At 74.0% G+C, this 25,514-nt stretch carries 20 protein-coding genes; 10 read left to right on the top strand and 10 right to left on the bottom strand.

All coding sequences use genetic code 11. The features are described 5' to 3' along the window. The first annotated feature begins 46 nt into the window (after window positions 1-46). The 4 genes from ASF50_RS11925 (at window position 47) to ASF50_RS11910 (ending at window position 5,309) form a co-directional block, all read left to right on the top strand. Window positions 47-1,765, top strand: coding sequence for a glycerol-3-phosphate dehydrogenase/oxidase (locus ASF50_RS11925; protein ID WP_056904596.1), 1,719 nt, complete (start codon window positions 47-49; stop codon window positions 1,763-1,765). Between the two features lie 68 nt (window positions 1,766-1,833). Further along, window positions 1,834-3,060: a 23S rRNA (adenine(2503)-C(2))-methyltransferase RlmN gene (gene rlmN / locus ASF50_RS11920; protein ID WP_235557655.1), complete on the top strand. Its 1,227-nt coding sequence runs from the start codon at window positions 1,834-1,836 to the stop codon at window positions 3,058-3,060. A 22-nt stretch (window positions 3,061-3,082) separates the two neighbouring features. Continuing rightward, window positions 3,083-3,931, top strand: coding sequence for a hypothetical protein (locus ASF50_RS11915; protein WP_056904595.1), 849 nt, complete (start codon window positions 3,083-3,085; stop codon window positions 3,929-3,931). 82 nt (window positions 3,932-4,013) lie between these two features. After that, the gene (locus ASF50_RS11910; RefSeq protein ID WP_235557654.1) at window positions 4,014-5,309 is read left to right on the top strand and encodes a glycosyltransferase family 4 protein; all 1,296 of its coding nucleotides are present in this window, start codon (window positions 4,014-4,016) and stop codon (window positions 5,307-5,309) included. Here ASF50_RS11910 and ASF50_RS11905 read toward each other — a convergent pair. The 9 genes from ASF50_RS11905 to ASF50_RS11865 form a co-directional block, all read right to left on the bottom strand. Next, a complete protein-coding gene (locus ASF50_RS11905) occupies window positions 5,284-6,378 on the bottom strand; it encodes a hypothetical protein (RefSeq protein ID WP_056904594.1) in 1,095 nt (364 codons plus the stop codon). The genes ASF50_RS11910 and ASF50_RS11905 overlap by 26 nt on opposite strands. Beyond that, window positions 6,375-7,052, bottom strand: coding sequence for a 5,6-dimethylbenzimidazole synthase (gene bluB / locus ASF50_RS11900; RefSeq protein WP_056904593.1), 678 nt, complete (start codon window positions 7,050-7,052; stop codon window positions 6,375-6,377). The genes ASF50_RS11905 and bluB overlap by 4 nt, the downstream gene beginning before the upstream one ends. Window positions 7,053-7,126: 74 nt before the next feature. After that, window positions 7,127-8,071 carry a serine protein kinase RIO gene (locus ASF50_RS11895; protein WP_082503137.1) on the bottom strand — a complete coding sequence of 315 codons (945 nt, stop codon included), beginning with the start codon at window positions 8,069-8,071 and terminating at the stop codon, window positions 7,127-7,129. Between the two features lie 191 nt (window positions 8,072-8,262). Further along, a complete protein-coding gene (locus tag ASF50_RS11890) occupies window positions 8,263-9,516 on the bottom strand; it encodes a YeeE/YedE family protein (RefSeq protein WP_056904592.1) in 1,254 nt (417 codons plus the stop codon). An 80-nt stretch (window positions 9,517-9,596) separates the two neighbouring features. Then, complete coding sequence (locus ASF50_RS11885) at window positions 9,597-10,880, bottom strand: hypothetical protein (RefSeq protein ID WP_056904591.1); 1,284 nt, start codon at window positions 10,878-10,880, stop codon at window positions 9,597-9,599. Window positions 10,881-10,900: 20 nt separating this feature from the next. Next, window positions 10,901-12,916 (bottom strand): hypothetical protein, encoded by a 2,016-nt coding sequence (locus ASF50_RS11880; RefSeq protein WP_056904590.1) that lies wholly within the window; start codon window positions 12,914-12,916, stop codon window positions 10,901-10,903. Window positions 12,917-13,107: 191 nt separating this feature from the next. Next, window positions 13,108-14,475 (bottom strand): rhodanese-like domain-containing protein, encoded by a 1,368-nt coding sequence (locus tag ASF50_RS11875; protein ID WP_056904589.1) that lies wholly within the window; start codon window positions 14,473-14,475, stop codon window positions 13,108-13,110. A gap of 150 nt (window positions 14,476-14,625) precedes the next feature. After that, a complete protein-coding gene (locus tag ASF50_RS11870) occupies window positions 14,626-15,906 on the bottom strand; it encodes an NAD(P)/FAD-dependent oxidoreductase (protein WP_235557653.1) in 1,281 nt (426 codons plus the stop codon). 92 nt (window positions 15,907-15,998) lie between these two features. Further along, complete coding sequence (locus ASF50_RS11865; RefSeq protein WP_056904588.1) at window positions 15,999-16,472, bottom strand: Lrp/AsnC family transcriptional regulator; 474 nt, start codon at window positions 16,470-16,472, stop codon at window positions 15,999-16,001. A 171-nt stretch (window positions 16,473-16,643) separates the two neighbouring features. Here ASF50_RS11865 and ASF50_RS11860 point away from each other — a divergent pair, with 171 nt between their 5' ends. From ASF50_RS11860 to ASF50_RS11840, 5 genes are read left to right on the top strand one after another with little or no spacing between them, the layout of a single operon-like run. Beyond that, entirely contained in the window at window positions 16,644-17,834 is a 1,191-nt protein-coding gene (locus tag ASF50_RS11860) for a spermidine/putrescine ABC transporter substrate-binding protein (RefSeq protein WP_056904587.1), read from the top strand. Beyond that, on the top strand, window positions 17,827-19,020 hold the full coding sequence (locus ASF50_RS11855) for an ABC transporter ATP-binding protein (protein ID WP_228941795.1): 1,194 nt from the start codon (window positions 17,827-17,829) through the stop codon (window positions 19,018-19,020). The genes ASF50_RS11860 and ASF50_RS11855 overlap by 8 nt, the downstream gene beginning before the upstream one ends. Then, on the top strand, window positions 19,020-19,952 hold the full coding sequence (locus ASF50_RS11850; RefSeq protein ID WP_056862400.1) for an ABC transporter permease: 933 nt from the start codon (window positions 19,020-19,022) through the stop codon (window positions 19,950-19,952). The genes ASF50_RS11855 and ASF50_RS11850 overlap by 1 nt, the downstream gene beginning before the upstream one ends. Then, on the top strand, window positions 19,949-20,830 hold the full coding sequence (locus ASF50_RS11845) for an ABC transporter permease (RefSeq protein ID WP_228941793.1): 882 nt from the start codon (window positions 19,949-19,951) through the stop codon (window positions 20,828-20,830). The genes ASF50_RS11850 and ASF50_RS11845 overlap by 4 nt, the downstream gene beginning before the upstream one ends. Next, complete coding sequence (locus ASF50_RS11840; protein ID WP_235557652.1) at window positions 20,827-22,275, top strand: NAD(P)/FAD-dependent oxidoreductase; 1,449 nt, start codon at window positions 20,827-20,829, stop codon at window positions 22,273-22,275. The genes ASF50_RS11845 and ASF50_RS11840 overlap by 4 nt, the downstream gene beginning before the upstream one ends. A gap of 39 nt (window positions 22,276-22,314) precedes the next feature. Here the strand turns inward: ASF50_RS11840 and ASF50_RS11835 are convergent, their stop codons facing one another. After that, window positions 22,315-23,700 carry an aspartate aminotransferase family protein gene (locus ASF50_RS11835; RefSeq protein WP_056862401.1) on the bottom strand — a complete coding sequence of 462 codons (1,386 nt, stop codon included), beginning with the start codon at window positions 23,698-23,700 and terminating at the stop codon, window positions 22,315-22,317. Window positions 23,701-23,838: 138 nt separating this feature from the next. Between ASF50_RS11835 and ASF50_RS11830 the strand changes: the two genes are divergently transcribed. Further along, a complete protein-coding gene (locus ASF50_RS11830; RefSeq protein ID WP_056904586.1) occupies window positions 23,839-25,482 on the top strand; it encodes an amidohydrolase in 1,644 nt (547 codons plus the stop codon). Window positions 25,483-25,514 lie beyond the last annotated feature (32 nt).

Genomic DNA, 25,514 nt, shown 5'->3' with positions numbered 1-25,514 from the left:
ACCACCCGTCGTACCGCACCCGCCCCACCGTCGAGAGGACACCCTGATGAGGTCCGTCGCCCTGTCACCCGAGCTGCGCGAGCAGTCCCTGGAGGCCATGGCCTCCGAGGAGCTGGACATCCTGGTCATCGGCGGTGGGGTGGTCGGCGCGGGCAGCGCGCTCGACGCCGCCACCCGCGGGCTGAAGGTGGGACTGGTCGAGGCCCGCGACTTCGCCTCCGGCACCTCGAGCCGCTCCAGCAAGCTGGTCCACGGTGGCCTGCGCTACCTGGAGATGCTCGACTTCCGCCTCGTCGCCGAGGCGCTCAAGGAGCGCGGCCTGCTGCTGCAGGAGCTCGCCCCGCACCTCGTGCACCCCGTGGCCTTCCTCTACCCGCTCCAGCACCGCGGCTGGGAGCGGCTCTACGCCGGCTCCGGCGTCGCGCTCTACGACGCCATGAGCCGCATCTCCGGGCGGGCGGGCGTGCCGCTGCACCAGCACCTCACCCGACGCGGCGCCCGCAAGCTGGTGCCGTCGCTGCGCAAGGACGCCCTGGTCGGCGCGCTGAAGTACTACGACGCCCAGGTCGACGACGCCCGCCACACCATGTTCATCGCCCGCACCGCGGCGGCCTACGGCGCCCACGTGGCCTCCCGCGCCCGCGTCGTGGAGCTGCTGCGCGAGGGGGAGCGGGTCACCGGCGCCGTGGTGCGCGACCTCGAGAACGACCGCACCGTCACGATCCGCGCCAAGCAGGTCGTCAACGCCACCGGCGTGTGGACCGACGAGACCCAGTCGCTGGGCGGCCAGCGCGGCCAGTTCCACGTGCGCGCCAGCAAGGGCATCCACCTCGTCGTGCCCAAGGACCGCATCCGCTCCGAGGTCGGGATGATCCTGCGCACCGAGAAGTCGGTGCTCTTCGTCATCCCGTGGGGCCGCCACTGGATCATCGGCACCACCGACACCGACTGGGCCCTCGACAAGGCCCACCCCGCGGCCAGCGAGGCCGACATCGACTACCTGCTCGAGCACGTCAACGCCGTGCTCGAGACCCCGCTGACCCGCTCCGACGTCGAGGGCGTCTACGCCGGGCTGCGCCCGCTGCTGGAGGGGGAGTCGGAGGCCACCTCCAAGCTCTCCCGCGAGCACGCCGTCGGCCACCCGGCCCCCGGCCTGGTCGTGGTCGCGGGCGGCAAGTACACGACGTACCGGATCATGGCCCAGGACGCCGTCGACGAGGCCGTCTTCGGGCTGTCCTCGCAGTTCGACCGCGTGGTGGGGAAGTCGGTCACCGACAAGATCCCGCTCCTGGGCGCGGAGGGTTACCACGCGCTGCTCAACTCCCGTCACGTGCTGGCCCAGCGCTCGGGTCTGCACGAGGTCTGGATCGAGCACCTGCTCAAGCGCTACGGCTCGCTGGTCCACGAGCTGCTCGACCTGGTCGCGGCCGACCCGGGCCTCGGCGAGCCGCTGGCCGCGGCGCCCGATTACCTGCGCGTGGAGGCGGTCTACGCCGCCAGCCACGAGGGGGCCCGCCACCTCGACGACGTGCTCACCCGCCGCATCCGGCTCTCGATCGAGACCTTCGACCGCGGCGTCGGGGCGGCCGAGGAGGTCGCCGACCTCGTCGGCGGCGTGCTCGGCTGGAGCGAGGAGCAGCGCTCCCTGGAGATCGAGCACTACCGCAAGCGGGTCGAGGCCGAGCGAGAGAGCCAGCAGATGCCCGACGACGCCACGGCCGACGCCGCCCGCCTCGGCGCGCCCGACGTGGTGCCGCTGAGCTGACCTGCCGGCCCGGCCGCCGTCCGCGGACTCGCCGCGGGCGGGGCCGGGGTGGGAGAATCGGTGCCCTGATGTCCCAGAACCCTGACCCGACCCCCGCCACCGCACCGTCCGCCGGCACCACCGGGGCCCCTGCGGCCGCCGGTGCCTCCGCCGGCGCCGTCGCGGCCGGCGCTCCCGAGGGTGCCCTCACCCTGCCGCTGGTCTTCGAGGAGCCGCGGGGCCGCAAGAAGCCGCCGCGCCACCTCGCCGACCTGACCTCCGCGGAGCGCAAGACGCTGCTGGAGGACAACGGGCTGCCCGGCTTCCGGGCCAAGCAGCTCTCGACGCACTACTTCGCGCGCCTGGCCGACGACCCCGAGCAGATGACCGACCTGCCGGCCGCCCAGCGCGCCGAGCTCGTCTCCACGCTGCTGCCGAGCCTCATGACGCCGCTGCGCACGATGGAGGCCGACAAGGGCACCACGCGCAAGACGCTGTGGAAGCTCTTCGACGGCGCCCTGGTCGAGTCGGTGCTCATGCGCTACCCCGACCGCGCCACGGTGTGCGTCTCGAGCCAGGCCGGCTGCGGCATGGCCTGCCCCTTCTGCGCGACCGGGCAGGGCGGCCTGCAGCGCAACATGAGCACCGCCGAGATCGTCGAGCAGGTCGTCGCGGGAGCGCGCTCGATGGCCCGCGGCGAGGTGCCCGGCGGCCCCGGCCGCGTCTCAAACGTGGTCTTCATGGGCATGGGCGAGCCGCTGGCCAACTACAAGGCCGTCATCGGCGCCGTGCGGCGCCTCACCGACCCCGCGCCCGACGGCCTCGGCATGTCGGCGCGCGGCGTGACGGTCTCCACCGTCGGCCTGGTGCCCCGCATCCGTCAGCTCACCACCGAGGGCATCCCGGTGACCCTCGCGCTGAGCCTGCACGCCCCCGACGACGAGCTGCGCAACGAGCTGGTGCCGATCAACACCCGCTACTCGGTCGCCGAGACCGTCGAGGCGGCGTGGGACTACGCCCGCCAGACCAAGCGCCGCGTCTCCATCGAGTACGCCATGATGCGCGGCATCAACGACCAGGCCTGGCGCGCCGACCTGCTCGGCGACGTGCTCGGCTCCTACGGCGACTGGGGCTGGGTGCACGTCAACCTCATCCCGCTCAACCCCACGCCGGGATCGAAGTGGACCGCGTCCGACCCCGCCGACGAGCGGGAGTTCGTGCGTCGCCTTGAGGCCAAGGGCATCCCGACCACGGTGCGCGACACCCGCGGGCGCGAGATCGACGGCGCCTGCGGTCAGCTGGCCGCCGCCGAGTGACCCTCCGAGGCCCGGGAGCAGCATGACGCTGACGCACGAGGACGTGGCCGCGGCGGCGGCGGCGTGGGTGTGGGTGCCCGACAACGCCCGGCGCATCCGGGGCGAGGGATGGCAGCTCGTGCGCTTCCCCGACTGGTTCGAGCACCCCCTGGAGCTGGTGTCGCTGGACCCGGACCGGGACGTCGCGGCGCTCGTCGACGACGCGCTCGTCGCGGCGCGGGCCGAGGCGGTGCCCGGTGTCGTCGAGCAGGTGGTCTGCTGGGCCAGGCTCGGCGCGGCCGACGCTGTGGCCGACGTGCTGCTCGCACGCGGCGGTGTGCTCGAGGAGACCCTCGACGTCATGGCCCTCGACCTCGCCGGTCCGCCTCCCGACCTGGGTCAGCCCCCGTCGGCGGAGGTCGAGCTCCGCTGGACCGTCGACGTCGCCACCGCCCAGGACTCCTTCGCCGTCGGCGCCGAGGTGTTCGGCGGCAGCACCCCCTCGCTGCCCGAGGTCGAGGCCTACGTCGCGCGCGCGGGCGACGACCTGGCCGCCGGTGCCGGCGGCGCCGTCGTCGCCTACCTCGGCGACCGACCGGTCGCCAGCGCCGGCCTCACCGTCGTCGACGGCGTGGCCCGCCTCTGGGGCGGCGCGGTCGTCGCCTCCGAGCGCGGCCGTGGGCTCTACCGCACCCTCCTCGCCGAGCGGCTCGTCTACGCGCTGGCCCACGACGCCCGCATGGCCCTGGTCAAGGGACGCGTCGAGACCTCCGGCCCGATCCTGCGGCGCGTCGGCTTCGTGCCCCACGGCCAGGAGCGCTCCTACGCCGTGCCCCTGACGGCACCGCCGGGGCCGCCGGGCGCCGCGGGTGCGCCGGGAGCGCGCGCGTAGGAGACCGACGGGCACGCACGGTTCACGTGCCGGTCACCCCGTCGGCCCGGGCCGTTGCCCGGCGCTCCCTAGCGTCCGAGGCGTGACGAGGCTCCTGCAGCTGCGACCCGCCCCGACCTCCCGGACCGCCCAGGGTGGTCGCGACCACGCGGCGGTCCCCCTGCGACCCGGGTCCCTGCGACCCGGGTCCCTGCCACCCGGCGGTGCCACCGACCGCCCTCTGCGGGTGCTCGTGGTGGCGGAGTCGTTCCTGCCGCAGGTCAACGGCGTCACCAACTCCGTGCGGCGGGTGCTGGAGCACCTCGCGGCGGAGGGCCACGAGGCCGAGCTGGTCGCCCCGACCGGCCCGTCGTCCTACGCCGGCTTCCCGGTGACGCTGGCGCGGGGCGCGACCCTGCCCTTCTACCGCGACTTCCGGATCGGCCTCGAGACCCGGCGCCGGCTGCGTGCGGTGATGCTGCGCTTCCGGCCCGACGTCGTCCACGTCGCCTCGCCCGCGACCCTGGGCCACCAGGCCGTGCGGGCCGCCGACGAGCTGGGCGTGCCGACGGTGGCGATCTACCAGACCGACCTGGTCGGCTTCGCCGAGCGCTACGGCATCGCCGGCGGCACGCGCGCGATGGCCCGCCTGACCCGCCGCATCCACACCCGGGCCGACCGGACCCTGGCGCCGTCGCGGGCCAGCCTGGCGCAGCTCGAGGCCCTCGCCGTGCCCCGCACCGCCCTGTGGCCGCGCGGTGTCGACCTCGACGCCTTCCACCCGCGGTGGCGCTCGGCCGACCTGCGGCGGGGGCTCAGCCCCGACGGGCGGCTCGTGGTCGGCTACGTCGGCCGGCTGGCCCCGGAGAAGGAGCTGCACCTGCTCGCCCGCCTGGCCGACGACCCGCGCTACGCCCTCGTGGTCGTCGGCGGGGGGCCCGAGGAGGGCCGCCTGCGCGAGCTGCTGCCCGGCGCGCACTTCCTCGGCGTGCTGCACGGCGACGACCTCAGCCGTCTCTACGCCTCGCTCGACGTCTTCGTGCACACCGGGCGTCACGAGACCTACTGCCAGTCGGCGCAGGAGGCCCTCGCCGCCGGGGTGCCCGTGGTCGCGCCCCGCTCGGGGGGACCCGTCGACGTGGTCACCGACGTGGTCTCGGGGTTCCTCTACGTGCCGGGCGACGCCGACGACCTGGCCGCCTACGTCGAGCGCCTCACCGACGCCGCCCTGCGCCAGCAGATGGCCCGCGCGGCGCGCGAGAGCGTCGCCGGCCGGTCGTGGCGCGCCGTCAACGAGTCGCTGCTGACCCACTACCGCGAGGTGGTGGCCCACCGCTCCGGGGCCGCGCCGGCGGCTCCCCGGCAGGTCGGGCTCAGCGGCGACCGGATGGCCGGCTGAGCACCACGGCTGCCGCCTCCTCGACGCTGTCGACCAGCGCCACCGGCATCGTGCGGCCCCGGGCCAGCGACTCCAGCAGCGGCCACGCGGGCAGCTCCTCGGTCCAGTGGTGCCGACCCACGAGCACCATGGGGGCCACCGACGACTCGTCGGCGTAGTAGTTCTCGCAGGCGTCCTGGAAGACCTCCTGCACCGTGCCCGCGGCGCCGGGCAGGAAGACGATGCCCCCGTCGCAGACCTCCAGCAGCACCGCCTCGCGGGTGGCGTTGCGCACGTACTTCGCGATCGCGGTGGCCAGCACGTTGGGCGGCTCGTGGCCGTAGTGCCAGGTCGGGATGCCGAGGGTCTCCACCGGGTCGGGGCCGGCCGCGACCTCGAGGGCGGCCTCGGCCCACGCCTGCACCGAGGGCCGGTACGACGCCACGCCGGCCAGCCGCGCGAGCGCCGCGTCGAGCTCGGCCTCCGGGCGCCCCGACAGCCGCGCGCCGAGGTTGGCCGCCTCCATCGCGCCCGGCCCGCCCCCGGTGGCCACGGTCAGGCCTCCCGCGCCGAGCAGCCGACCCAGCCGCGCGGCGTCGGCGTACCCGGCCTGGCCGCGCTGCAGCGCGTGGCCGCCCATGACCCCGACGAGGCGCCGGCCGGCGACCCACGAGGTGAGGGCCTCGTCGATCGCGTGGTCGTGCAGGGCCTTGGCCAGCGAGTCGTCGGGCCCGCCGCGCTGCTGCGACCACGCGTAGGCGCGGGCGTCGAGGCTGTCGGCGTAGCGCGCGGCGTCGTAGAGGTCGGCGGCGGTGTAGAGCCCGGCGCGGTAGACGTCGAGCGGCACGTCGGCCAGCGCGGGCAGCACCAGCGCGCCCGCCGCGCCGAGGCGCTCGGCGTCGCCGGGGGCGAAGGTGCACCCCAGGAAGAGCGCGCCGGCGACGCGGCAGCCCAGCACGGCCTCCCCGCGCTCGCTCAGGTCGATGCCGCGCACGCGCCAGCCCGACAGCGAGGTGGTGCCGGCGGCCAGGCGCGCGTCGAGCTCGTCGAGGCTGCCGAGGTCGACGACCCGCCCGCGGTGGCGCCTCACGCGGTGCCCGACCCGGTGCCCGGTCCGGGGGTGCCCGGACCCGCGGCGTCCGGTCGTGGGGTCCAGCGCTCGTCGTGGAGCACCGAGGCGAGGGGGGAGCGGTGGCGCCAGCCGTGGCGCTCGAGGTCGGGCACGTCGGGTAGGTCCTCGACCCGACCCACGCAGAGCCAGGCCACCGGCCTGACGTGGGCGGGGAAGCCGACCAGCTCGCCCAGGACCTCCTCGCGGTAGAAGCTCACCCAGCCGACGCCGAGCCCCTCCGCGGTGGCGGCCAGCCAGAGGTTCTCGATGGCCAGGCACACCGAGTAGAGCCCGGTGTCGGCGATGGTGTGGCGGCCCAGCACCGAGGGCCCCGCGCGGCGCGGGTCGTAGCCGACGACGACGCCCAGCCCCGACTCCACCACGCCCTCGACCGTGATCGCGGCGAACGTCTCGGCCCGCTCGCCCTCGAGCGTGGCCGCGAACCGCGCCCGCTCGGCGCGGACGTGGTCGCGGAAGGTCGCCAGCGTCGCCGGCTCCCGCACGAGCACGAAGTCCCACGGCTGCGACATCCCCACGCTGGGGGCGCAGTGCGCCGCCGAGAGCACCCGCTCCAGCACCTCGGGATCCACCGGCTCGCCGGTGAACTCGCGTCGGGTGTCGCGGCGGCGCCGGACGGCGTCGTAGAGCAGCAAGGCCGGGCTCCTCGGTGCGGTGAGGGGGCGGAGGTGGGACGGAGGGGGAGGGGCCCGGCCACGCTACTGCCGGCTCAGAAGGCGTGGGCCACGAGGTCGCCGAAGAGGTCCTGGGCGTCGACGTCGAGACCGCGCGCCCGGAACCACGTGCACATGTTCGTGCAGTCGCGCAGCAGGAAGTCGAAGCCCTGGGCGTTGCCGACGAGGTCGACGACCTGCGGCAGGTCGATCACGACGAGACGCTCCGCGGCGGCCAGGACGTTGTAGGGCGACAGGTCGCCGTGCACCAGGCCGTCCTGGACCATCGTGGCCATCGCCTCGCGCAGCTGCTCGAAGTAGGCCGCCAGCAGGCCGGGCGCGGGACGGGTGGCGGCCAGCCGGGGCGCGGTCTCCGGCCCGTCGGGCCCCTCGACGGTGATCCACTCCATGAGCAGCTCGGTGCCGTCGACCTGCACGGGGTAGGGCACCGGCAGGCCGAGGCGCCAGCAGCGCACGAGGGCGCTCCACTCCGAGACCGCCCACTCGGCTGCGGCGACCTGGCGGCCCCAGGTGCTCTTGCGCTTGAGCGCCCGCTGGTCGCGCGAGCGCCTGGTGCTGCGGCCCTCGGTGTAGGTCGCCGCGCGGTGGAAGGTGCGGTGCTCGCTGCCGCGGTAGCGCTTCGCGGCCATCACCACCCCGTCGTCGGGGAAGGCGGGGTCGGTGCGGTCGAGCAGGAAGACGTCGGCCTCCTTGCCGGTCTTCACGATGCCCAGGTCGGTGTCGACCGCGCCCTGGGAGGTCACGACCCAGGGCGGGCGGGGCTCGGGGCCCCGCGAGAGCGGCTCGACGCTCGACCAGGTCGACCAGCGCCGGCCGGGGTCGTCGGGGTCGGGCTCGTCGTAGGCGCGGAAGGCGAACGTGAACGCCGGGTCGGGGGCGGCATCGGACGGCCGGTGGTCAGGCGCGTCGTGGGACGCGGCGAGCGGTGCGTCAGAGGGCGCAGAGGAGGCGGGGGAGGAGGTGTCGGGCTGGTGGGGCATGGGTGGTGGGTGCTCCGTCGTGAGGAGGGATCTGGTCTGCGGGCAGGCCGGCGACAGTCATCGACATGTCACGCTCCTCTCGACGGTGGGCGGCGCTCGACGCGCGACGCCCGGGTCCGACCATGGTGGTGGTCGGACCCGGGCGTCGGCAACGGGTTATCCCCGGGCTGGCAGCCGGACGGGCGGCCGGGCTAGCAGACGGAGTCGGTGGGGCGGGGGTTCGTCAGCCCGAAGAGCGGGCGCAGGGCGAGCCCGGCGACGGTGCCGACCACGGCCATGACCCCCCACAGCCAGCCGTGCAGGCTGAAGGAGGCGATCCCGCCGAAGTAGGCGCCGATGTTGCAGCCGAAGGCGATCCGGGCGCCGTAGCCCATGATGACGCCGCCGAGCACGGCACCGAGGGCGAGCCTGCCGGGGATGCGGCGGTGCAGCACCCACGACCCGGCCGCGGCCGAGGCGATGAGCGCTCCGACGATGATGCCGAGGTCCATGACCGAGGTCTTCTCGGCCAGCACACCGGCCTGGTACTTCGCGAGGTTGGCCGGGTCGCTCCAGAAGGGCCAGCCGAGCACGTCGACGCCGAGGGCGTCGAGGATCTTGGAGCCCCACAGGCCGAAGGCGAAGGTGATGCCCCAGGCGCCGCCGGAGACCAGCAGCGTGAGCGCGTTGAGACCGGCCAGCAGCAGGGCCCCGACCCACAACGGCCACGAGCCGCGCACGGCGCGGGCGGCGCCGTGGGCCACCGGCGGCGGCTCGACCGGGGGCACGACGCGGCCCCGGCCGAGGACGAAGGTGAGCCCGACGATCGCGGCCATCACCGCCAGGGAGATGGCCCAGGCGCCCAGGTAGCCCGCGCCGGTGTCGGCCAGGGAGACCGGCTCGAAGCTGGGCAGGCCGGTCCAGAAGGAGAAGGTGCGGGCGGCGAGGACCGAGCCGACGACGAAGCCGACCAGGGTGAGCACGATGGCGCTCTGGCCCGACCCGATCGCGAAGAGGGTGCCGGAGGCGCAGGAGCCGCCCAGCTGCATGCCGACCCCGAAGAGGAAGGAGCCGACGAAGAGCCCGAAGCCGATGGGGGCCAGCGTGGGCGCGGGCGCCGCGTCACCGAAGGAGACCCCGGTGGCGAGGATCGGGGCGAAGAGCGTGCAGGCCACCGCGAGCATCAGCATGTGGGCGCGCAGCGCCTTGCCCTGCCTGACCGCGACCAGCTGGCGCCAGGCCGAGGTGAAGCCGAAGCGGGAGTGGAAGAGCACGAAGCCGAGGGACAGCCCCAGGCCGAAAAGGACGGCGGGGGTCTGCCCGGAGCGGGCGAAGATGACGGCGCCGAGCACCCCGGCGGCCACGAGACCGCCGAGCACGATGCCGGCCTGGGGTGCGGGGGCGTCCTGGGCGGGAGGTCCCGGCGGTGCGGAGCGGCCCACCTGGGGGCGTTGGAGGATCGACATGGTGGTGTCCAATCTAGGTCCCGGCCCCGGCGGAGCGCCGGGGCCGGGTCGGGGCGGGGTGGTGCGGGAGGGAGGAGGGCTCAGCGCGCTGCCGACGGCTCGAGCGGGAGCCCGACCGGGGTGACGGTGCCGCCGGGGAACCACGCGACCTGCGTCTCGTGGCCCTCGTGACCGGGCTGGCTGGGCATGTACGCCGCACGCGACGCGGCGTAGAGCGCCAGGGGGAGCGGGTCCTGGGCGTGCTGGCTGCGCCAGGCCGCGTAGCCGCTGGACGTCGGCGACTGGCCCGGCAGGTAGGTCGCCAGGGTGGCGCTGAAGTCGCGGGCCTCCGGGGTGCGGATGTCGAAGTCCAGCGGCACCATGGCGCCGGCGGTCGAGTCGACGACCCCCGGGGAGAGGAGCCAGGGCGCCAGCCAGGTGCCGTCGGAGCGGATCGGCTGCCGGCGCAGGGGGGTGGCGCTGACCTGCGCCAACGACCGGGCGGCGTCGGCCCACCCGCTCACGACGAGCAGCGCGTTGCGCTCGCCGGGGGCGGTCGCGGGGTCGACCACCTCGACGCCGAGGTCCTCGGCGCGGGTGGTCACGGCCGCGAGGGCCTGCTGGCTGCGGGCCGACGGGTCGTGCTCGACGGCCAGCTCCTCCACGCCGCGGGCCGCCAGGGTGTCGACCACCGCGAGCAGCGCCTCCTCGTCGGGCTGCTTCAGCCCGGCGGCGGGGCACGCCGAGGGCAGCGCCCCGGTGAGCACCTCGGCGGTCGCGGCCGCGACGCACTCGGGGCCGTCGTCGCCGGTCCACAGGGCGGTGTCGGGGGTGTCGGTGCCCGTCTCGACGGCGAAGGGCACGCGGTGCCAGCGACCGTGGGTCACCAGCACGGTGCCACTGCCCTCGGGGAGGTCGACGGTCGCCCACAGGCCGTCGGTGCCGGGTCGCGGCACCGCCTTGACCAGGGACTCCTCGCTGGTGCCGACCCAGGCCGGCTTGGTGGCGTGACCGGCGGCGCCGGGGCGTCCCGCGGCGGGGCGCTTCACGTGGAGCGCGTCGATGCGCACCAGGTTGGGACCCGGGCGGGCCGGTGCGACGGTCACGGTGAACTGCACGTCGTCGTGCCGGATCCGCTGGATCGTGGGGACGCCGGGCTCCCGCTCGCCGCCGAGGACCTGCTGGCCGTCGGTGCGGGCGGTCCAGTCCGTCACGAGGGCGCTGCCCTCGCGGGGGTCGGAGCCCGTGGGTCCCGCTCCGGCGCTGACGGCGCCGGCGACCACGAGGGCCGCCACGGCTCCGGCCGCGCCGAGGGTCAGGACCGCCCGGAGGCGGGACCGGTCGGACCGGTCCCGCCCCGGGGTGGTGTCGTCGTACGACGTCATCGTCGAGTCCTCGTCGCGTCTCAGCGGATGTCGTCGTCGGCGGTGACGAAGAGCATCGAGTGCGGCTTGGCCGGGCCCCACACGCCGTGCGGCCACTCCTCGCGGTCGAAGTCGAGGCACGGCTCGCCGGTGTTCTCGTCGGCGAACTCCTCGTCGATCGCCATGGTGGCGTCTTCGGCGATGTCGACCATGCAGACGCGGTGGTCGCCGTCGAGGCCCGTGCGGGCCACGAAGTAGTTCGAGTAGGCGATCCGCTTCACGTCGGTGGTCTCGTGGTAGTAGCCGTCCTCACCGAGCTCGAGGTTGTCCAGGGTGCCCCAGTGGGGGCCGCCGGGCGCCTCGAGTATGTCGACGACCGCGGGGCAGTCGCTCTCGGCGCCGCCGTTGACGGTCTCCTCGATGGTGTCGATGCTGCACTCGGGGTCGCCCCCGGAGGCCACCAGCTGCTGGATGTCCAGCTTGAGGATGAAGGGCTTGCTGCCCTGGTCGGTGCCGCTGGCCGAGCGTCCCGCGACGGCGTTGTACAGGTACTTGTCGTCGAGGCTGGTCTGGATCCAGGCGCCGTTCACGCCGCCGCCGTAGGGGTTCTGGTCGGGGGCGATCTGCTTGTTGGCGGTCGAGAGGTCGAAGACCTCGCGCCACTCGGGCTGGGCCGCCGTGATGTCGGGGCTGTAGAAGATCGCACCGCCCTGCATGGTGGAGGCGAAGGCGCCCTTGTGGCCCGGCTGGTTGGTCACCGTGGTCTCCATGACCGCGCGGTTCTCCTCGTGGTGGGCGACCTTGCCCACGCGGGGCCCGTCGGGCAGGAAGGAGACCGCCTTGAGCTTCGGCGCGTCGGGGTCGGAGATGTCCCAGGTGCGCACGGTGGGCCGGCGCAGGTACGACGAGGGCGCGGCCACCGGGGTGAGGATGATGTTGCGGGGCTCGTTGTAGTCGCTGGTGATCAGCGTGTCGAGGTCCTCGCGCACCTGGATGCCGTGCGGGTTGGCGCAGGTGGCGGCGGGCAGCTGCGGGATGTTGTCGCAGCGCTCCTTCGTCTCCGCGGTGAGCGGGGTCGCCGGCGCCTCGTAGACGGTCTCGCCGTTCTCGTTCAGCCGGACCAGCTCGCCGGGCGAGCCGGCGAAGCCGTTGCCGATGCGTGTCGTGCCGTCGCTGTAGGTGCAGGGACCGGGCACGTCCGGGCCACCCATGTAGGTGCCGTAGGCGCCGCCGTCCTTGGTCACCCAGTAGGCGTCGGGCACCGAGCCGCACAGGGTGTCGGTGGGCAGGTTGACGTGCTTGAGCTCGAGGGCGGGGAGCTGGGAGGTGTCGATGACGTAGGTGACGTCGGTGAACAGCCCGCCGGCGAAGATGTTGTTGCCCTTGTGCCAGATGTACTGCATGTGGTGGGGCTCGTTCTCGACCAGCGGGCCGACCGTGGCGGTGTTGACCACCTTGCCGTAGCTGGGGGATCCCTGGGTGGCGTCGACGACCGCGAAGAAGTCGGGGCCGATGAGGTCCTGGGTGCCGAGGAGGTCGGAGTTGACGACCTCCGGCAGCGAGGTGAGCTCCTTGCCGGTGCGGTCGAGGATGTTGTTGTCGCCGGCCCAGACCACGAGGTACTCGCGGCGCAGCCCGTCGTCGGGCACCGTGCCGCCGGAGTCCCCGCCGCCCAGACCGAGGTCGGGGATGACCTCGCCGAGGCCGAGGTCCTGCAGGACCGTGGTCGGGATGAGGTCGGACTTGAGGTTGTTGGTGAGCCAGTAGGCACGGTCGTCGGCCCCGACGATCTTCGAGGTCTGGCTGACGATCTCGGAGTTGAACAGCGACTGGATCAGGCCGTTGAGCGTCGCGATCGCCGGGGTGGCGATGTCGACGGGCTGGCCGGAGTCGCTGCCCGGCTCGTTGGTCTCGTTGGCCGAGGCGGGGGCCTGGGCGACGAGACCGGAGGACGCCAGGCCGAGGGCGGCCAGGCTCGCGCCGGCGGCGAGTCGCCACCGGCTCTGGGCCCGCTGGGTGCGGGGGCGCGTCGAGCGCGCGGGGTGGGATGTTGACACGGGGTGGAGCACCTCCCGAGAGGGGCGGCCGGGGGGCCGCCTCTGAACAATGTCCTTGCGGTGTTGCGGGGTCCCGCTCGGGGATCTGGTCGGGTCACCTCCGAGGTCGTGGTGGGGCGGGGTGCCGTCGCGGGGAGCCCGGACGGCTGGTCGTGGGGTGGGCGGTCCGTGGTGGCCGCCGGGTCGGGGGCCTAGGCGGCGAGACCGGCGACGGTGGGGATGGCGAGCTCCTCGACCCGCTCCCAGCCGTCGTCGACGTGCACCACCGAGCGGCCGGTGCGGTGCAGCAGGCTGGCGGCGATGCCGGCGCGGTAGCCCGAGCGGCAGTGCACCCACAGCTCGCCGGCGGGCAGGCGGTGCGCGGCCCGCTCGACGTCCTGCACCGGCAGGTGCAGGGCCCCGGGCAGGTGCCCCGACTGCCACTCGTCACGCTGGCGCACGTCGACGACGACGCGGCGCACCCCGGCGGGGGCGGTGCGGTAGCCCGCCCAGTCGGTGCGGCGGTAGCGGGCCCCCATGGCCTCGCTGCCGTCGAGCACGTGGGTGCCGACCCCCTCGATGCCGATGGCCGCGAGGTCGCTCACGGCCTCACCGAGACGGGTGGGGTCGTCGGTCAGCAGGACGATGTCGTCGCCCCACGGCACCAGCCAGCCGACGTACGTCGCGAGCTGCGGCCCCTGCTCCACGCTCACCGACCCGGTCAGGTGGCCCTCGGCGAAGCGGTCGCGTCCGCGCAGGTCGACGACCCAGGCCCCGGCGAGCACCGCGTCGGAGACCTGGGCCGCGGTCACCGGCCGCGCCGCCCGCCCGACGCTGCGTCCTGCCCCGGCCCGGTTGAGCGGGGCCATGTGGCCGTAGTGGCGCGGGACCGGGCCGAAGCCCGCGACGAGGTCGGACACGAACGTCTCCTCGGCGGTGGTCAGCACGGGGTTGGTGCCCCGCTGGGAACCGAGCGTGACGTCACCGTCGCCGGCCTCGGCGGGCCGGCCGGCGCAGAACGAGCCGAAGCCGTGGGTGGGGTGGAGCAGGGTGGCGGGGTCGAGCGCGGCGAGGCGCCGGGCGCTGCGCCACTGGGCGCGGGCGAGGTCGGTGGCCAGGCGCGGGTCGACCAGGTCGGTGCGACCGACGGTGCCGTGCAGGAGGCTGCCGCCGCTGAACACGGCGCCGGCGGTGGGGCTGCCGGACGCCCCGGTGGCCCCGGTGACCAGGAAGGCCTGGTGGTGGCGGGTGTGGCCGGGCGTGGCGAGCACCTCGAGGCTCATCCGGCCGACGGCGACGCGGTCGCCGTCGCGCACGCCGACCCGCTCGAAGTCCACCGCCTCGTCGGCCGAGAGCAGGTAGTCGGCTCCGTGGCGACGGGCGAGCCCGAGGGCGCCGGAGACGTAGTCGTTGTGCACGTGGGTGTCGGCCACGACGCGGATGTCCACGCCGGCCTGCTCGGCGGCCCGCTCGACCGGGCGCAGGTCGCGCGGCGGGTCGACGACCAGCGCCGAGGCGCCGTCGTGCACCAGGTGGCACCGGTTGCCCTGGGCGGGCAGGGGGATGGTGATGACGTGCACGGGGGCCTCCAGGTGCTTAAGTCGAGTAAAGCACTAGAGATATATCAGTACAGACGTGCGCGGGTCGACCGAGCCGACGGCAGGAGTTGCCTGTCACCCCCGCCAGGGGTGCGGCTGTGCGGGGGGACCGGCCGCAGGAGGAGGCCCGGCTCAGCCCAGGAAGGGGGCCGTGGCGCGCGCCAGCAGCGAGGGGCGGCGGGTGAGCCGCTCCTCGGCGTCGGCCCAGGTCGTCGCGGTCAGGCCGGCGTTGATGCCGAGCCAGCGCAGCGGCTCCGGCTCCCACGCGGGGGAGCGGTGGCCGACCCACGGCAGCGCGGTGAGGTCGGTGTCGTGGCCCAGCACCAGGTCGCGCAGGGTGCGTCCGGCGAGGTTGGTCGTGCTCAGGCCGTCACCGACGTACCCCCCGGCCCAGGCCACGCCGCTGCGGCGGTCGAGGCCGACCGAGGCGCACCAGTCGCGGGGGATGCCGAGCGCCCCGCCCCAGGCGTGGGTGAAGCGGGTGCCGCGCAGCACCGGGAAGAGGTCGAGGAGGGCGGCGTGGAGGCCGGCGAAGACCCGGTCGTCGCGGTCGAACGACGGGTGGGTGCGCGAGCCGAGGTGGTAGGGCGCGCCGCGGCCGCCGAAGACGATCCGGTCGTCGGCGGTGCGCTGGCCGTAGACCACGAGGTGGCGGTGGTCGCTGAAGGTCTCGCGGCGCGCCAGTCCGATCTCGTCCCAGACCTCGGGGGGCAGGGGCTCGCTGGCGATCATGAGCGAGTAGACCGGGGCCAGCGTGCGTGCGTGACCCGGCAGGCGGGCGGTGTAGCCCTCGGTGGCGCGCACGACGACGTCGGCCCGCACCGTGCCGTGGGTGGTCTCGACCCGGCCGGGCCCGATCGACGTGGCCCGCGTGCGCTCGTGGATCAGCACCCCGCGACGCTCGACCGCCTCGGCCAGGCCCCGCACGAGGCGTGCCGGGTGGAGCGCTGCGCAGTCGGGGGTGTAGGTCGCGGCGAGGGTCCCGCGACCCCGCAGCACGGCGTCGGCCTCGGTGGCGCCGAGCAGGCGCAGGTCGTCCTCCTCGCGCCCCCAGGCGCGCGCGGCGTCGACCTCGTCGCGGGCCCGGGCGAGCTGGGGCCGGCTGCGCGCGAGCACGATGGTGCCGCCCTTGGCCAGCTGGGCGTCGACGCCCTCCTCGACGCAGGCCCGGGCGACCTCGTCGACGCTCGCGCGCATCGCGGCGTGCTGGGCCAGGGCGGCCCGCCGCGAGGACGCCGCCGCGAGCGTGGGCAGCGAGGCCGGGAAGAGCGCCGAGCACCAGCCGCCGTTGCGTCCCGAGGCGCCGAAGCCGGCGGTCTCGGCCTCCAGCACCACGATCCGCAGCGTGGGGTCGGCGCGGGCGAGGTAGAGCGCGGTCCACAGACCCGTGAGCCCGGCGCCGACGACGGCCACGTCGGCCTCGCGGTCGCCGGGGAGCGCGGGCCGCGGGGCCCACGACCCGCCCGCGGTGGCGTGCCACAGCGACAGGTGGCGCGGGTCCGCGCTCAGCGCACACCCCAGGAGTAGGTCTGCTTGCGCAGCTCGAGGTACATGAAGGTCTCCGTGGCGACGACGCCGGGAATCGTGCGGATGCGCGTCGACAGCAGCTCCAGCAGGTGCTCGTCGGACTCGCAGACGGCCTCCACCAGCAGGTCGTAGGAGCCGGCCGTGATGACGACGTAGTCGACCTCGGGCATCTCGGCCAGGGTGTCGGCCAGCGGCTCGAGCGGACCCGTGGCCTTGATGCCGATCATCGCCTGGCGCGCGAAGCCCAGCTGCAGCGGATCGGTGACCGCGACGACCTGGATGACGCCGCTCTCGGTGAGTCGCTGGACCCGCTGGCGCACGGCGGCCTCCGAGAGGCCGACGACCTTGCCGATCGCGGCGTAGGAGCGCCGGCCGTCCTGCTGCAGCTGCTCGATGATGGCCTTGGAGACGTCGTCGAGGTGGGTCGTGGGACGACCGGGCTTGCGACTCATGCCCGCAAGGTACCGCCTCAGGGGGTGCTCTCGGACGCATGGCGGGGGGTTTGACGAACGATTTCGTTGCGAGGAGGTTTCGTCTCGACCGGATCGCTTGTCGACCCGGGGTGATCGTGGCACGATCCGAGCACTTGCTCTCGTGCCAGCCCGTGCCCCGGAAGGAGTGTCGTGAGCGTCCCGTCCCACCGACCCACCGGCCTCAGTCGCCGCTCCCTCCTGCGCGGCGGCGGCGCGCTCGCCCTCGGCGGAGCCAGCCTCGCCGCCCTCAAGCTGCCCGTCTTCGAGGTCGCGGGCGCCGCCCAGGATCCCGCCAGCTGCCGCGCCGCCGACCGCTCCGGGAGCGACCGCTCGCTCGTCATCTCCAACTGGCCGCAGTACATCGACCCCCGCAACAACAAGAACGGCACGTTCCAGGGGTTCAGCGAGCGCACCGGGATCACGGTCGACTACACCGACGACGTCAACGACAACGCCGAGTTCTACGCCAAGGTGCGCAACCAGCTCGGCACCTGCGAGCCCATCGACCGCGACATGATCATGCTGACCGACTGGATGGCGGCGCGCATGATCGGTCTGGGCTGGATCCAGCCCCTCGACCCCGAGCGGGTGCCCAACCTGCACGCCAACCTCATCGAGCCCCTGCGCGGCGTGCAGTGGGACCCCGACCTGCGCTACCACGCGCCGTGGCAGACCGGCCTGACCGGCATCGCCTACGACGCGAGCAGGACCGACGCCGTCGGCAGCTTCGAGGAGCTCCTCACCCGTCCCGACCTCAAGGGCCGCATCAGCCTGCTCTCGGAGATGCGCGACACGATGGCCTTCATGCTCAAGGTCACCGGAGCCGACCCGGGCGACTTCGACGACGACGAGTGGGCCGACGCCATCGACCGGCTGCGCCAGGTCGTGGCCGACGGCCACGTGCGCTCCTTCACCGGCAACGAGTACGTCCAGGACCTCGCCGCGGGCAACGTCGTGGCCTGCGAGGCCTGGTCGGGCGACATCATCCAGCTGCAGTTCGACAACCCCGACATCAGGTTCGTGACGCCGGAGGAGGGGCTGGCGCTGTGGAGCGACAACATGATCGTGCCCAACCTCGCCACCCACACCGCCAACGCCGAGGCGTGGATCGACTACTACTACGAGCCGGCCGTGGCGGCGAAGCTCGCCTCCTGGGTCAACTACATCTGCCCCGTCGAGGGCGCCCGCGAGGAGATGGAGAAGATCGATCCCAGCCTCGTCGACAACGCGCTGATCTTTCCCGACGACGAGGCGCTCGCCGCGACCTTCGACTTCATGCCGCTCGACGACCAGCAGACCGCGCAGTACGAAGGGGAGTGGGCCGATGTCACAGGTGGCTGAGGGAGCAGGACCGGCGAGCGCTCCGGGCGTCGCACCCGGCGCCGACCCGGGCGGTGCGCGCAGCGCGGCGTACGACGGGCTGCGGCTGCGCAGCGTGACCAAGCGGTTCGCGACCTTCACGGCGGTCGACGACCTCGACCTCGACGTGCCGGCCGGGTCGTTCTTCGCGCTGCTGGGCCCGTCGGGCTGCGGCAAGACCACCACCCTGCGCATGGTCGCGGGCTTGGAGACGCCGACCTCGGGCAGCATCACCCTGGGCGAGCAGGACATCACCTGGGCCAAGCCCTACCGGCGTCCGGTCAACACCGTCTTCCAGAGCTACGCCCTCTTCCCCCACCTCGACATCTTCGAGAACGTCGCCTTCGGCCTGCGTCGGCGCAAGCGCAAGGACGTCAAGGAGAAGGTCGCCGAGATGCTCGACCTCGTCGAGCTGGGCAGCCAGGCCCGCAAGAAGCCGGCCCAGCTCTCCGGCGGCCAGCAGCAGCGCGTGGCCCTGGCCCGGGCGCTGATCAACGAGCCGGAGGTGCTCCTGCTCGACGAGCCGCTCGGGGCGCTCGACCTCAAGCTGCGCCGCGGCATGCAGATCGAGCTCAAGCGGATCCAGACCGAGGTCGGTCTCACCTTCGTCCACGTCACCCACGACCAGGAGGAGGCCATGACCATGGCCGACACGGTCGCGGTGATGAACGCCGGCGTCATCGAGCAGATGGGTGCGCCGGCCGAGCTCTACGAGAACCCCCGCAGCACCTTCGTCGCCAACTTCCTCGGCCAGTCCAACCTCGTCGCCGGCACCGTCGTCTCGCGCTCGGCCGACCTGACCACGGTCGACATGCACGGCATCCAGGTCTCGGTGCCGACCGCGCGCACCCACACCGATGGCGACGCCGGCTGGGTCGGCATCCGCCCCGAGAAGGTGCTGATCGGGGAGGAGGGCGCCGAGCTCGACGCGCCGGGCAACACCATCCCCGGCGGCGTCGTCACCGACGTCAGCTTCGTCGGGGTGAGCACGCAGTACCTCGTGCGGATGCCCTGGGGCCAGGAGCTCCAGGTCTTCGCCCAGAACACCGGCCGCCAGCGCCTCTTCACCACGGGTGAGCGGGTGGAGCTGTCGTGGCGCCCCGAGTACGCCTTCCTCCTCGACGCCGCCCAGGACGCCTCGGCCGGGGCGCAGCGGGACGGCGTGTGATGGCGCCCCCGACCACCCCGACCCTGGCGCCGCCCGACGCGCCGCCACCGCAGGCCGAGCTCGCCGACGCCGAGCCCGACACCGGGCGCAAGCGGGGCCTCACGGGCTACCTGCTGCTCCTGCCGGCCGCCGTCTGGCTGGCCCTCTTCTTCGTCGTGCCGTTCTACTCGCTGGCCGCCACCAGCCTCTACGACCCCAGCGGGTCGGACTTCCGCGGCTACGAGATGACCTACGCCTTCGGCAACTACGTCGACGCCGTCCAGGAGTACTGGACGCCCCTGCTGCGCGCCCTGGCGTACGGCGCCGCCGCCACGCTGATCTGCCTGGTGCTGGGCTACGTGCTCGCCTACGCGATCGCGTTCAAGGCCGGGCGGTGGAAGAACCTCATGCTGGTGCTGGTCATCGCGCCCTTCTTCACCAGCTTCCTGCTGCGCACCCTGTCGTGGAAGCTGATCCTCGCCGACGACGGCTACGTCGTCGACACGCTGCAGTTCCTCCACCTCCTCGGCGAGGACGGCCGGCTGCTGGCCACGCCGGTCGCGGTGGTGGCGGGCCTGGCCTACAACTTCCTGCCCTTCATGGTGCTGCCGCTCTACGCCAGCATCGACAAGATCGACCCCCGGCTGATCGAGGCCTCCTCCGACCTTTACGCCCACCCGGCGGTCGGCTTCCTCAAGGTCACCTGGCCGCTGTCGCTGCCCGGCGTCGTGTCGGGCACGCTGCTCACCTTCATCCCGGCCGCCGGCGACTACATCAACGCGCAGCTGCTGGGCAGCCCCAACCAGCGCGTCATCGGCAGCGTCATCCAGAGCCAGTTCACCGACGCGGGCGACTACCCCTCGGCGGCCGCGCTGTCGATGGTGCTGATGGTGCTGATCGTGGCGCTGGTGCTGGTCTACGTGCGCCGCGCCGGCACGGAGGAGCTGCTGTGAGCGCCACCCGCTCCACCACCCGCCCCGACCGCACGTCCGGCCGGAGCGCCGGCGCGGCCCGGGCGGCGCGGCCCCCGGCCGGTCGCTGGCTGCGCGAGCACCTCGTGCTGGTGCTCGGCTTGCTGGTGCTGCTCTACACCTTCGTGCCGATCGCGGTCGTCGTGCTGATGAGCTTCAACGAGGGCACCCGCAACGTCTACGCCTTCCAGTCCTTCACCCTCGACAACTGGGCGAACGTCTGCGAGGACCAGTCGATGTGCGACGCCCTGTGGGTGTCCATCCGGATCGGGGTGCTCGCCACCCTCGGCGCCACCCTGCTCGGCACGCTGGCGGCCTTCGCGCTCGTGCGCCACGACTTCCGGGGCCGCTCGGCCTCGAACCTGTTGATCTTCCTGCCGATGGCCGCACCCGAGATCGTGCTCGGCTCCTCGCTGCTGGCCCTCTTCGTGGCCGCCGGCTTCTCGGGACAGCTGGGCTTCTGGACGATCCTGATCGCCCACGTCATGTTCTGCCTGTCCTTCGTGGTCGTCACCGTGCGCTCCCGGCTGGCCGGCATGGACGACTCGCTGGAGCAGGCGGCCATGGACCTCTACGCCACCCCGGCCCAGACCTTCTGGCGGGTCACCCTGCCCCTCGTCTTCCCCGGCATCCTCGGGGCGGCGCTGCTGAGCTTCTCGCTGTCCTTCGACGACTTCATCGTCACCAACCTCAACGCCGGCACCGAGCTGACCTTCCCGATGTACGTGTGGGGTGCCAGCCAGCGCGGTGTGCCCATGCAGGTCAACGTCATCGGCACCGTGATGTTCGTGCTGTCCATCGCCGTCGTGCTGGTCGGCGAGCTCGGCAGCCGCCGCCGCTCGCGGGCGCTGTCGCGGTGAGCGCCCCCTCCGTGCCGGGCCGCAGCCGCGACCCGGGAGCGGGCGCCGCGGCCTCCCTGGCGTACGCCGAGCCGCGCACCTACTGGCTCGACGACCCAGCGCGCCCCAGCCCGACGGCGTCGCTGACCGGCGAGCGCCAGGCCGACCTGGTCGTGGTGGGCGGCGGCTACACCGGGCTGTGGACCGCCCTGCTGGCCCGCCACCGCGATCCCTCCCGCTCGGTGCTCCTGCTTGAGGCCGGCACCTGCGGCGACCAGGCCAGCGGGCGCAACGGCGGCTTCGCCGCGGCCAGCCTCACCCACGGCTTCGGCAACGGCCTGGAGCGCTGGCCCGAGGAGCTGGCGCAGCTCGACCGGCTCGGGGCGGCCAACCTCGAGGAGATGGGCGCGACCATCGCCGACCTCGGCATCGACTGCGACTGGCGCCGCAGCGGGGAGCTGACCGTGGCCACCGCGCCGCACCAGGTCGAGGAGCTGCGGGAGGTGGCCGCCGAGGTCGCGGCCCATGGCGGAGACGCACGCTGGCTCGACGCGGCGCAGACCCGGGCGCTCGTCGACTCGCCGACCTACCTCGGGGCGCTGCACGACCCCACCTCGACCGCCCTCGTCGAGCCCGCGCGGCTGGCCTGGGGCCTGCGGCAGGCCTGCCTGGACGCCGGTGTCGAGGTCTGCGAGCAGAGCCGCGTCACCGGTCTCGCGCGCGACGGCGCCGGGGTGCGCCTGACGGTGCGCGGCGCCGACGGGCCCGGCGCGGTGCGTGCGGGACGGGTGGCCCTGGCCACCAACGCCTTCCCGCCCCTGCTGCGGCGGCTGCGGCTGATGAGCGTGCCGGTCTACGACCACGTGCTGATGACCGAGCCGCTCTCGCCGGCCCAGAAGGCCGCGATCGGCTGGGAGGGCCGGCAGGGGGTCGGCGACGGGGCCAACCTCTTCCACTACTACCGCCTCACCCGCGACGACCGGATCCTGTGGGGCGGCTACGACGCCGTCTACCACTGGGGCAGCCGCATCGACGCCGCCCTGGAGCAGCGCGAGCGCACCCACGGGCTCCTGGCCGAGCACTTCTTCACGACCTTCCCGCAGCTGGAGGGGCTGCGCTTCACCCACCGCTGGGGCGGGGTGATCGACACCTGCACCCGCTTCGCGGCCTTCTACGGCACGGCCGTGTCGGGTCGCGTCGGCTACGCGCTGGGCTACACCGGTCTCGGGGTCGGCGCCAGCCGCTTCGGCGCCCAGGTCGTGCTCGACCTGCTGGAGGGGGCCGACACCGAGCGCACCCGGCTGCGCATGGTGCGCGAGCAGCCGCTGCCCTTCCCGCCCGAGCCGGCCCGCTCGGTGGGCATCAACCTCACCCGCTGGTCGCTGGCGCGCGCCGACGCCCGCGGCGGGCGGCGCAACCTGTGGCTGCGCGGCCTCGACCGCGCCGGTCTCGGCTTCGACTCCTGAGGCCCGCCGCCCCGCGCGGGTCGGCGGCGGGCCGCCGCCTCAGATCTGGGCCCAGGCCTTGTCGAGCACGGAGCGCAGGATCTGCTCCATCTCGTCGAAGTGCTCCTGGGTCGCGACGAGCGGGGGCGCGAGCTGGATGACGGGGTCGCCGCGGTCGTCGGCGCGGCAGTAGAGACCCTCGGCGTAGAGCGACTTGGAGACGAAGCCGTAGAGCAGGCGCTCGCTCTCGTCGTCGTCGAAGGACTCCTTGGTGGCCTGGTCCTTGACCAGCTCGATGCCGTAGAAGTAGCCGTCGCCGCGCACGTCGCCGACGATGGGCAGGTCCTTGAGCCGCTCCAGCGTGGCGCGGAAGCCGGGCTCGTTGGCGCGCACGTGCTCGAGCACCCCCTCCTCCTCGAAGGCGTCGAGGTTGGCCAGCGCGACCGCGCAGGAGACCGGGTGGCCGCCGAAGGTGTAGCCGTGGGCGAACCACTCGCTGCCGTGCAGGAAGGGCTCCATCAGCCGGTCGGAGGCGATCATCGCGCCGAGCGGGGAGTAGCCCGACGTCAGGCCCTTGGCGCAGGTGATGATGTCGGGCTGGTAGCCGTAGCGCTCGGCGCCGAACATGTGGCCGAGGCGGCCGAAGGCGCAGATGACCTCGTCGGAGACCAGGAGCACGTCGTACCGGTCGCAGATCTCGCGCACGCGCTGGAAGTAGCCGGGCGGCGGCGGGAAGCAGCCGCCCGCGTTCTGCACCGGCTCGAGGAAGACCGCGGCCACCGTGTCGGGGCCCTCGTTCTCGATCGCGACCGCGATCTGGTCCGCGGCCCAGCGGCCGTAGGCCTCGAGGTCGTCGCCGCCGGGGCCCAGGGCGTGGGCGGGGGCGCGGTAGGCGTTGGTGTTGGGCACGCGGAAGGTCGAGGGCACCAGCGGCTCGAACTGCTGCTTGAGCAGCGGCAGGCCGGTGATCGACAGCGCCCCCTGCGTGGTGCCGTGGTAGGCGATCGAGCGGCTGATGACCTTGTGCTTCATCGGGCGGCCGGTGAGCTTGAAGTAGTTCTTGGCCAGCTTCCAGGCGCTCTCGACCGCCTCGCCGCCGCCGGTGGTGAAGAAGACCCGGTTGAGGTCGCCGGGGGCGTAGGACGCCACCCGCTCGGCCAGCCGGATCGCGGTGGGGTGGGCGTAGGACCACAGCGGGTGGAAGGCCAGCTCGCCGGCCTGCGTGGCCGCGGCCTCGGCCAGGTCGCGGCGGCCGTGACCGAGCTGGCTGACGAAGAGCCCGGCCAGGCCGTCGAGGTAGCGCTTGCCGTGGGCGTCGTAGAGGTGCACGCCTTCCCCGCGCACGATCACCGGCACGTCGGCGGCCTCGTAGGACCCGTGGCGCGTGAAGTGCATCCAGAGGTGGTCCTTGGCGGCCTTCTGGAGGTGGTCGTAGTCAGGGAGCATGCGCTCATCGTGCGCGCTCCGAGGCGAGGTGTGCAAGCGGAATCGACGGTGCAAGCGGCTTTTCGTGACGGAATCCGTCGAATCCCGCCCGTCGGGCGTCAGGGCGCGACCGGCCCGGCGCTCTGGTTCACTGCAGCCATGACCTCGACGGTGTTCACCGGTGGGAGCCTCTTCGACGGCCACGAGCATGTGGGCGCCGTCGACGCGGTGGTGGTGCGCGACGGCGTCGTGACCGACGTACGCCGCGCCGGGCAGGGCCGCCCGCGCCCGGAGCCCGGTCAGCAGGTGGTGGACCTCGCCGGCGGGATGCTGGCCCCGGGGTTCGTCGACGCCCACGTGCACGCCGTGCAGGGCGGTCTCGAGCGGGTGCGCTGCGACCTCTCCGACGTCGGCACGCGCGAGGGCTACGTCGCGGCGGTGGCCGCCTACGCCGACGCGCACCCCGAGCGCGCGTGGGTGCTCGGCGGGGGCTGGGCGATGGCCGCCTTCCCCGGCGGCACGCCGACCGCGGCCGACCTCGACGCGGTCGTGCCCGACCGGCCGGTGCTGCTGCCCAACCGCGACCACCACGGCGCCTGGGTCAACACCCGCGCCCTCGAGCTGGCCGGGATCACCGCGGAGACGCCCGACCCGCCCCACGGGCGCATCGAGCGCGACGCCGACGGCCGGCCCACCGGCACCCTCCACGAGGCGGCCATGGCGCTGGTCGCCGACCTCGCCCCGGCGACCACCGAGGCGGAGTACGACGCGGCGCTCCTCGCGGGGCAGTCCTACCTGCACTCGGTGGGCGTCACCGGGTGGCAGGACGCGATCGTCGGGGCCTACGCCGGCATGGACGACCCGGGGCCGGCGTACCTGAGGGCGGCGCAGCGCGGGGTGCTCACCGCCCACGTCGTGGGCGCGCTGTGGTGGGAGCGCGACCGCGGCCCCGAGCAGGTCGCCGACCTGGTCGCCCGCCGCGCCGCCTACAGCCACGGCCGCTTCCGCGCCACGAGCGTCAAGGTCATGCAGGACGGCGTGGCGGAGAACGGCTCGGCCTCCCTCACCGCGCCCTACCTCGACCGGTGCGGCCACCCCACCGACAACGCCGGGCACTCCTTCCTCGACCCCGCCGCCCTCACCGCGGCGGTCGCGGCCCTCGCGGCGGAGGGCTTCCAGGTGCACGTGCACGGCATCGGCGACCGCGGGGTGCGCGAGGCGCTCGACGCCTTCGAGGCCCTCGACGACGACCTGCGTCGCGCCGGACGGCACCACGTGGCGCACCTGCAGCTCGTGCACCCCGACGACGTGCCGCGCTTCGGCGCCCTGGGCGTCGCCGCCAACCTGCAGACGCTGTGGGCCTGCCTCGACGAGCAGATGGTCGAGCTGACGCTGCCGTTCCTCGGCCTGGAGCGGGCCGGGTGGCAGTACCCCTTCGGCTCCCTGCACCGCACGGGTGCGCGGCTCGTGGCCGGCAGCGACTGGCCGGTCTCGACGCCGCACCCGCTCGAGGCGGTGCACGTCGCGGTCAACCGCTGGGCGCGCGACGAGGCGGGCCGCGGCGGCACCGAGGCCTTCCTGCCCGAGCAGGCGCTCGACCTCGCGACCTCGCTGGCGGCCTACACCTCGGGCAGCGCGTGGGTGAACCGCCGCGACGACGTCGGCGCCGGCACGGTGGCGCCCGGCGCGGTGGCCGACCTGGTCGTGCTCGACCGCGACCCGTTCCTCGGGCCCGCCGAGGAGGTCGGGGCGACCCAGGTCAGCTCGACCTGGGTCGACGGAGCGTGCGTCTTCGCGGTCTGAGGTCGCGGTCACGACCGATTTCGCATCGGATC

This window comes from Nocardioides sp. Leaf307 (assembly GCF_001423135.1).
Classification (GTDB): domain Bacteria; phylum Actinomycetota; class Actinomycetes; order Propionibacteriales; family Nocardioidaceae; genus Nocardioides; species Nocardioides kribbensis.
Note: the sequence above shows the minus strand (reverse complement) of the source record. Positions and strands in the feature narration are given on the sequence as shown.

Coding starts and splice junctions, on each gene's coding strand:
- ASF50_RS11925 (WP_056904596.1), top strand. CDS start 47: ATGAGGTCCGTCGCCCTGTCACCCGAGCTGCGCGAGCAGTCCCTGGAG.
- rlmN (WP_235557655.1), top strand. CDS start 1,834: ATGTCCCAGAACCCTGACCCGACCCCCGCCACCGCACCGTCCGCCGGC.
- ASF50_RS11915 (WP_056904595.1), top strand. CDS start 3,083: ATGACGCTGACGCACGAGGACGTGGCCGCGGCGGCGGCGGCGTGGGTG.
- ASF50_RS11895 (WP_082503137.1), bottom strand. CDS start 8,071: ATGCCCCACCAGCCCGACACCTCCTCCCCCGCCTCCTCTGCGCCCTCT.
- ASF50_RS11890 (WP_056904592.1), bottom strand. CDS start 9,516: ATGTCGATCCTCCAACGCCCCCAGGTGGGCCGCTCCGCACCGCCGGGA.
- ASF50_RS11885 (WP_056904591.1), bottom strand. CDS start 10,880: ATGACGTCGTACGACGACACCACCCCGGGGCGGGACCGGTCCGACCGG.
- ASF50_RS11865 (WP_056904588.1), bottom strand. CDS start 16,472: ATGAGTCGCAAGCCCGGTCGTCCCACGACCCACCTCGACGACGTCTCC.
- ASF50_RS11850 (WP_056862400.1), top strand. CDS start 19,020: ATGGCGCCCCCGACCACCCCGACCCTGGCGCCGCCCGACGCGCCGCCA.
- ASF50_RS11835 (WP_056862401.1), bottom strand. CDS start 23,700: ATGCTCCCTGACTACGACCACCTCCAGAAGGCCGCCAAGGACCACCTC.
- ASF50_RS11830 (WP_056904586.1), top strand. CDS start 23,839: ATGACCTCGACGGTGTTCACCGGTGGGAGCCTCTTCGACGGCCACGAG.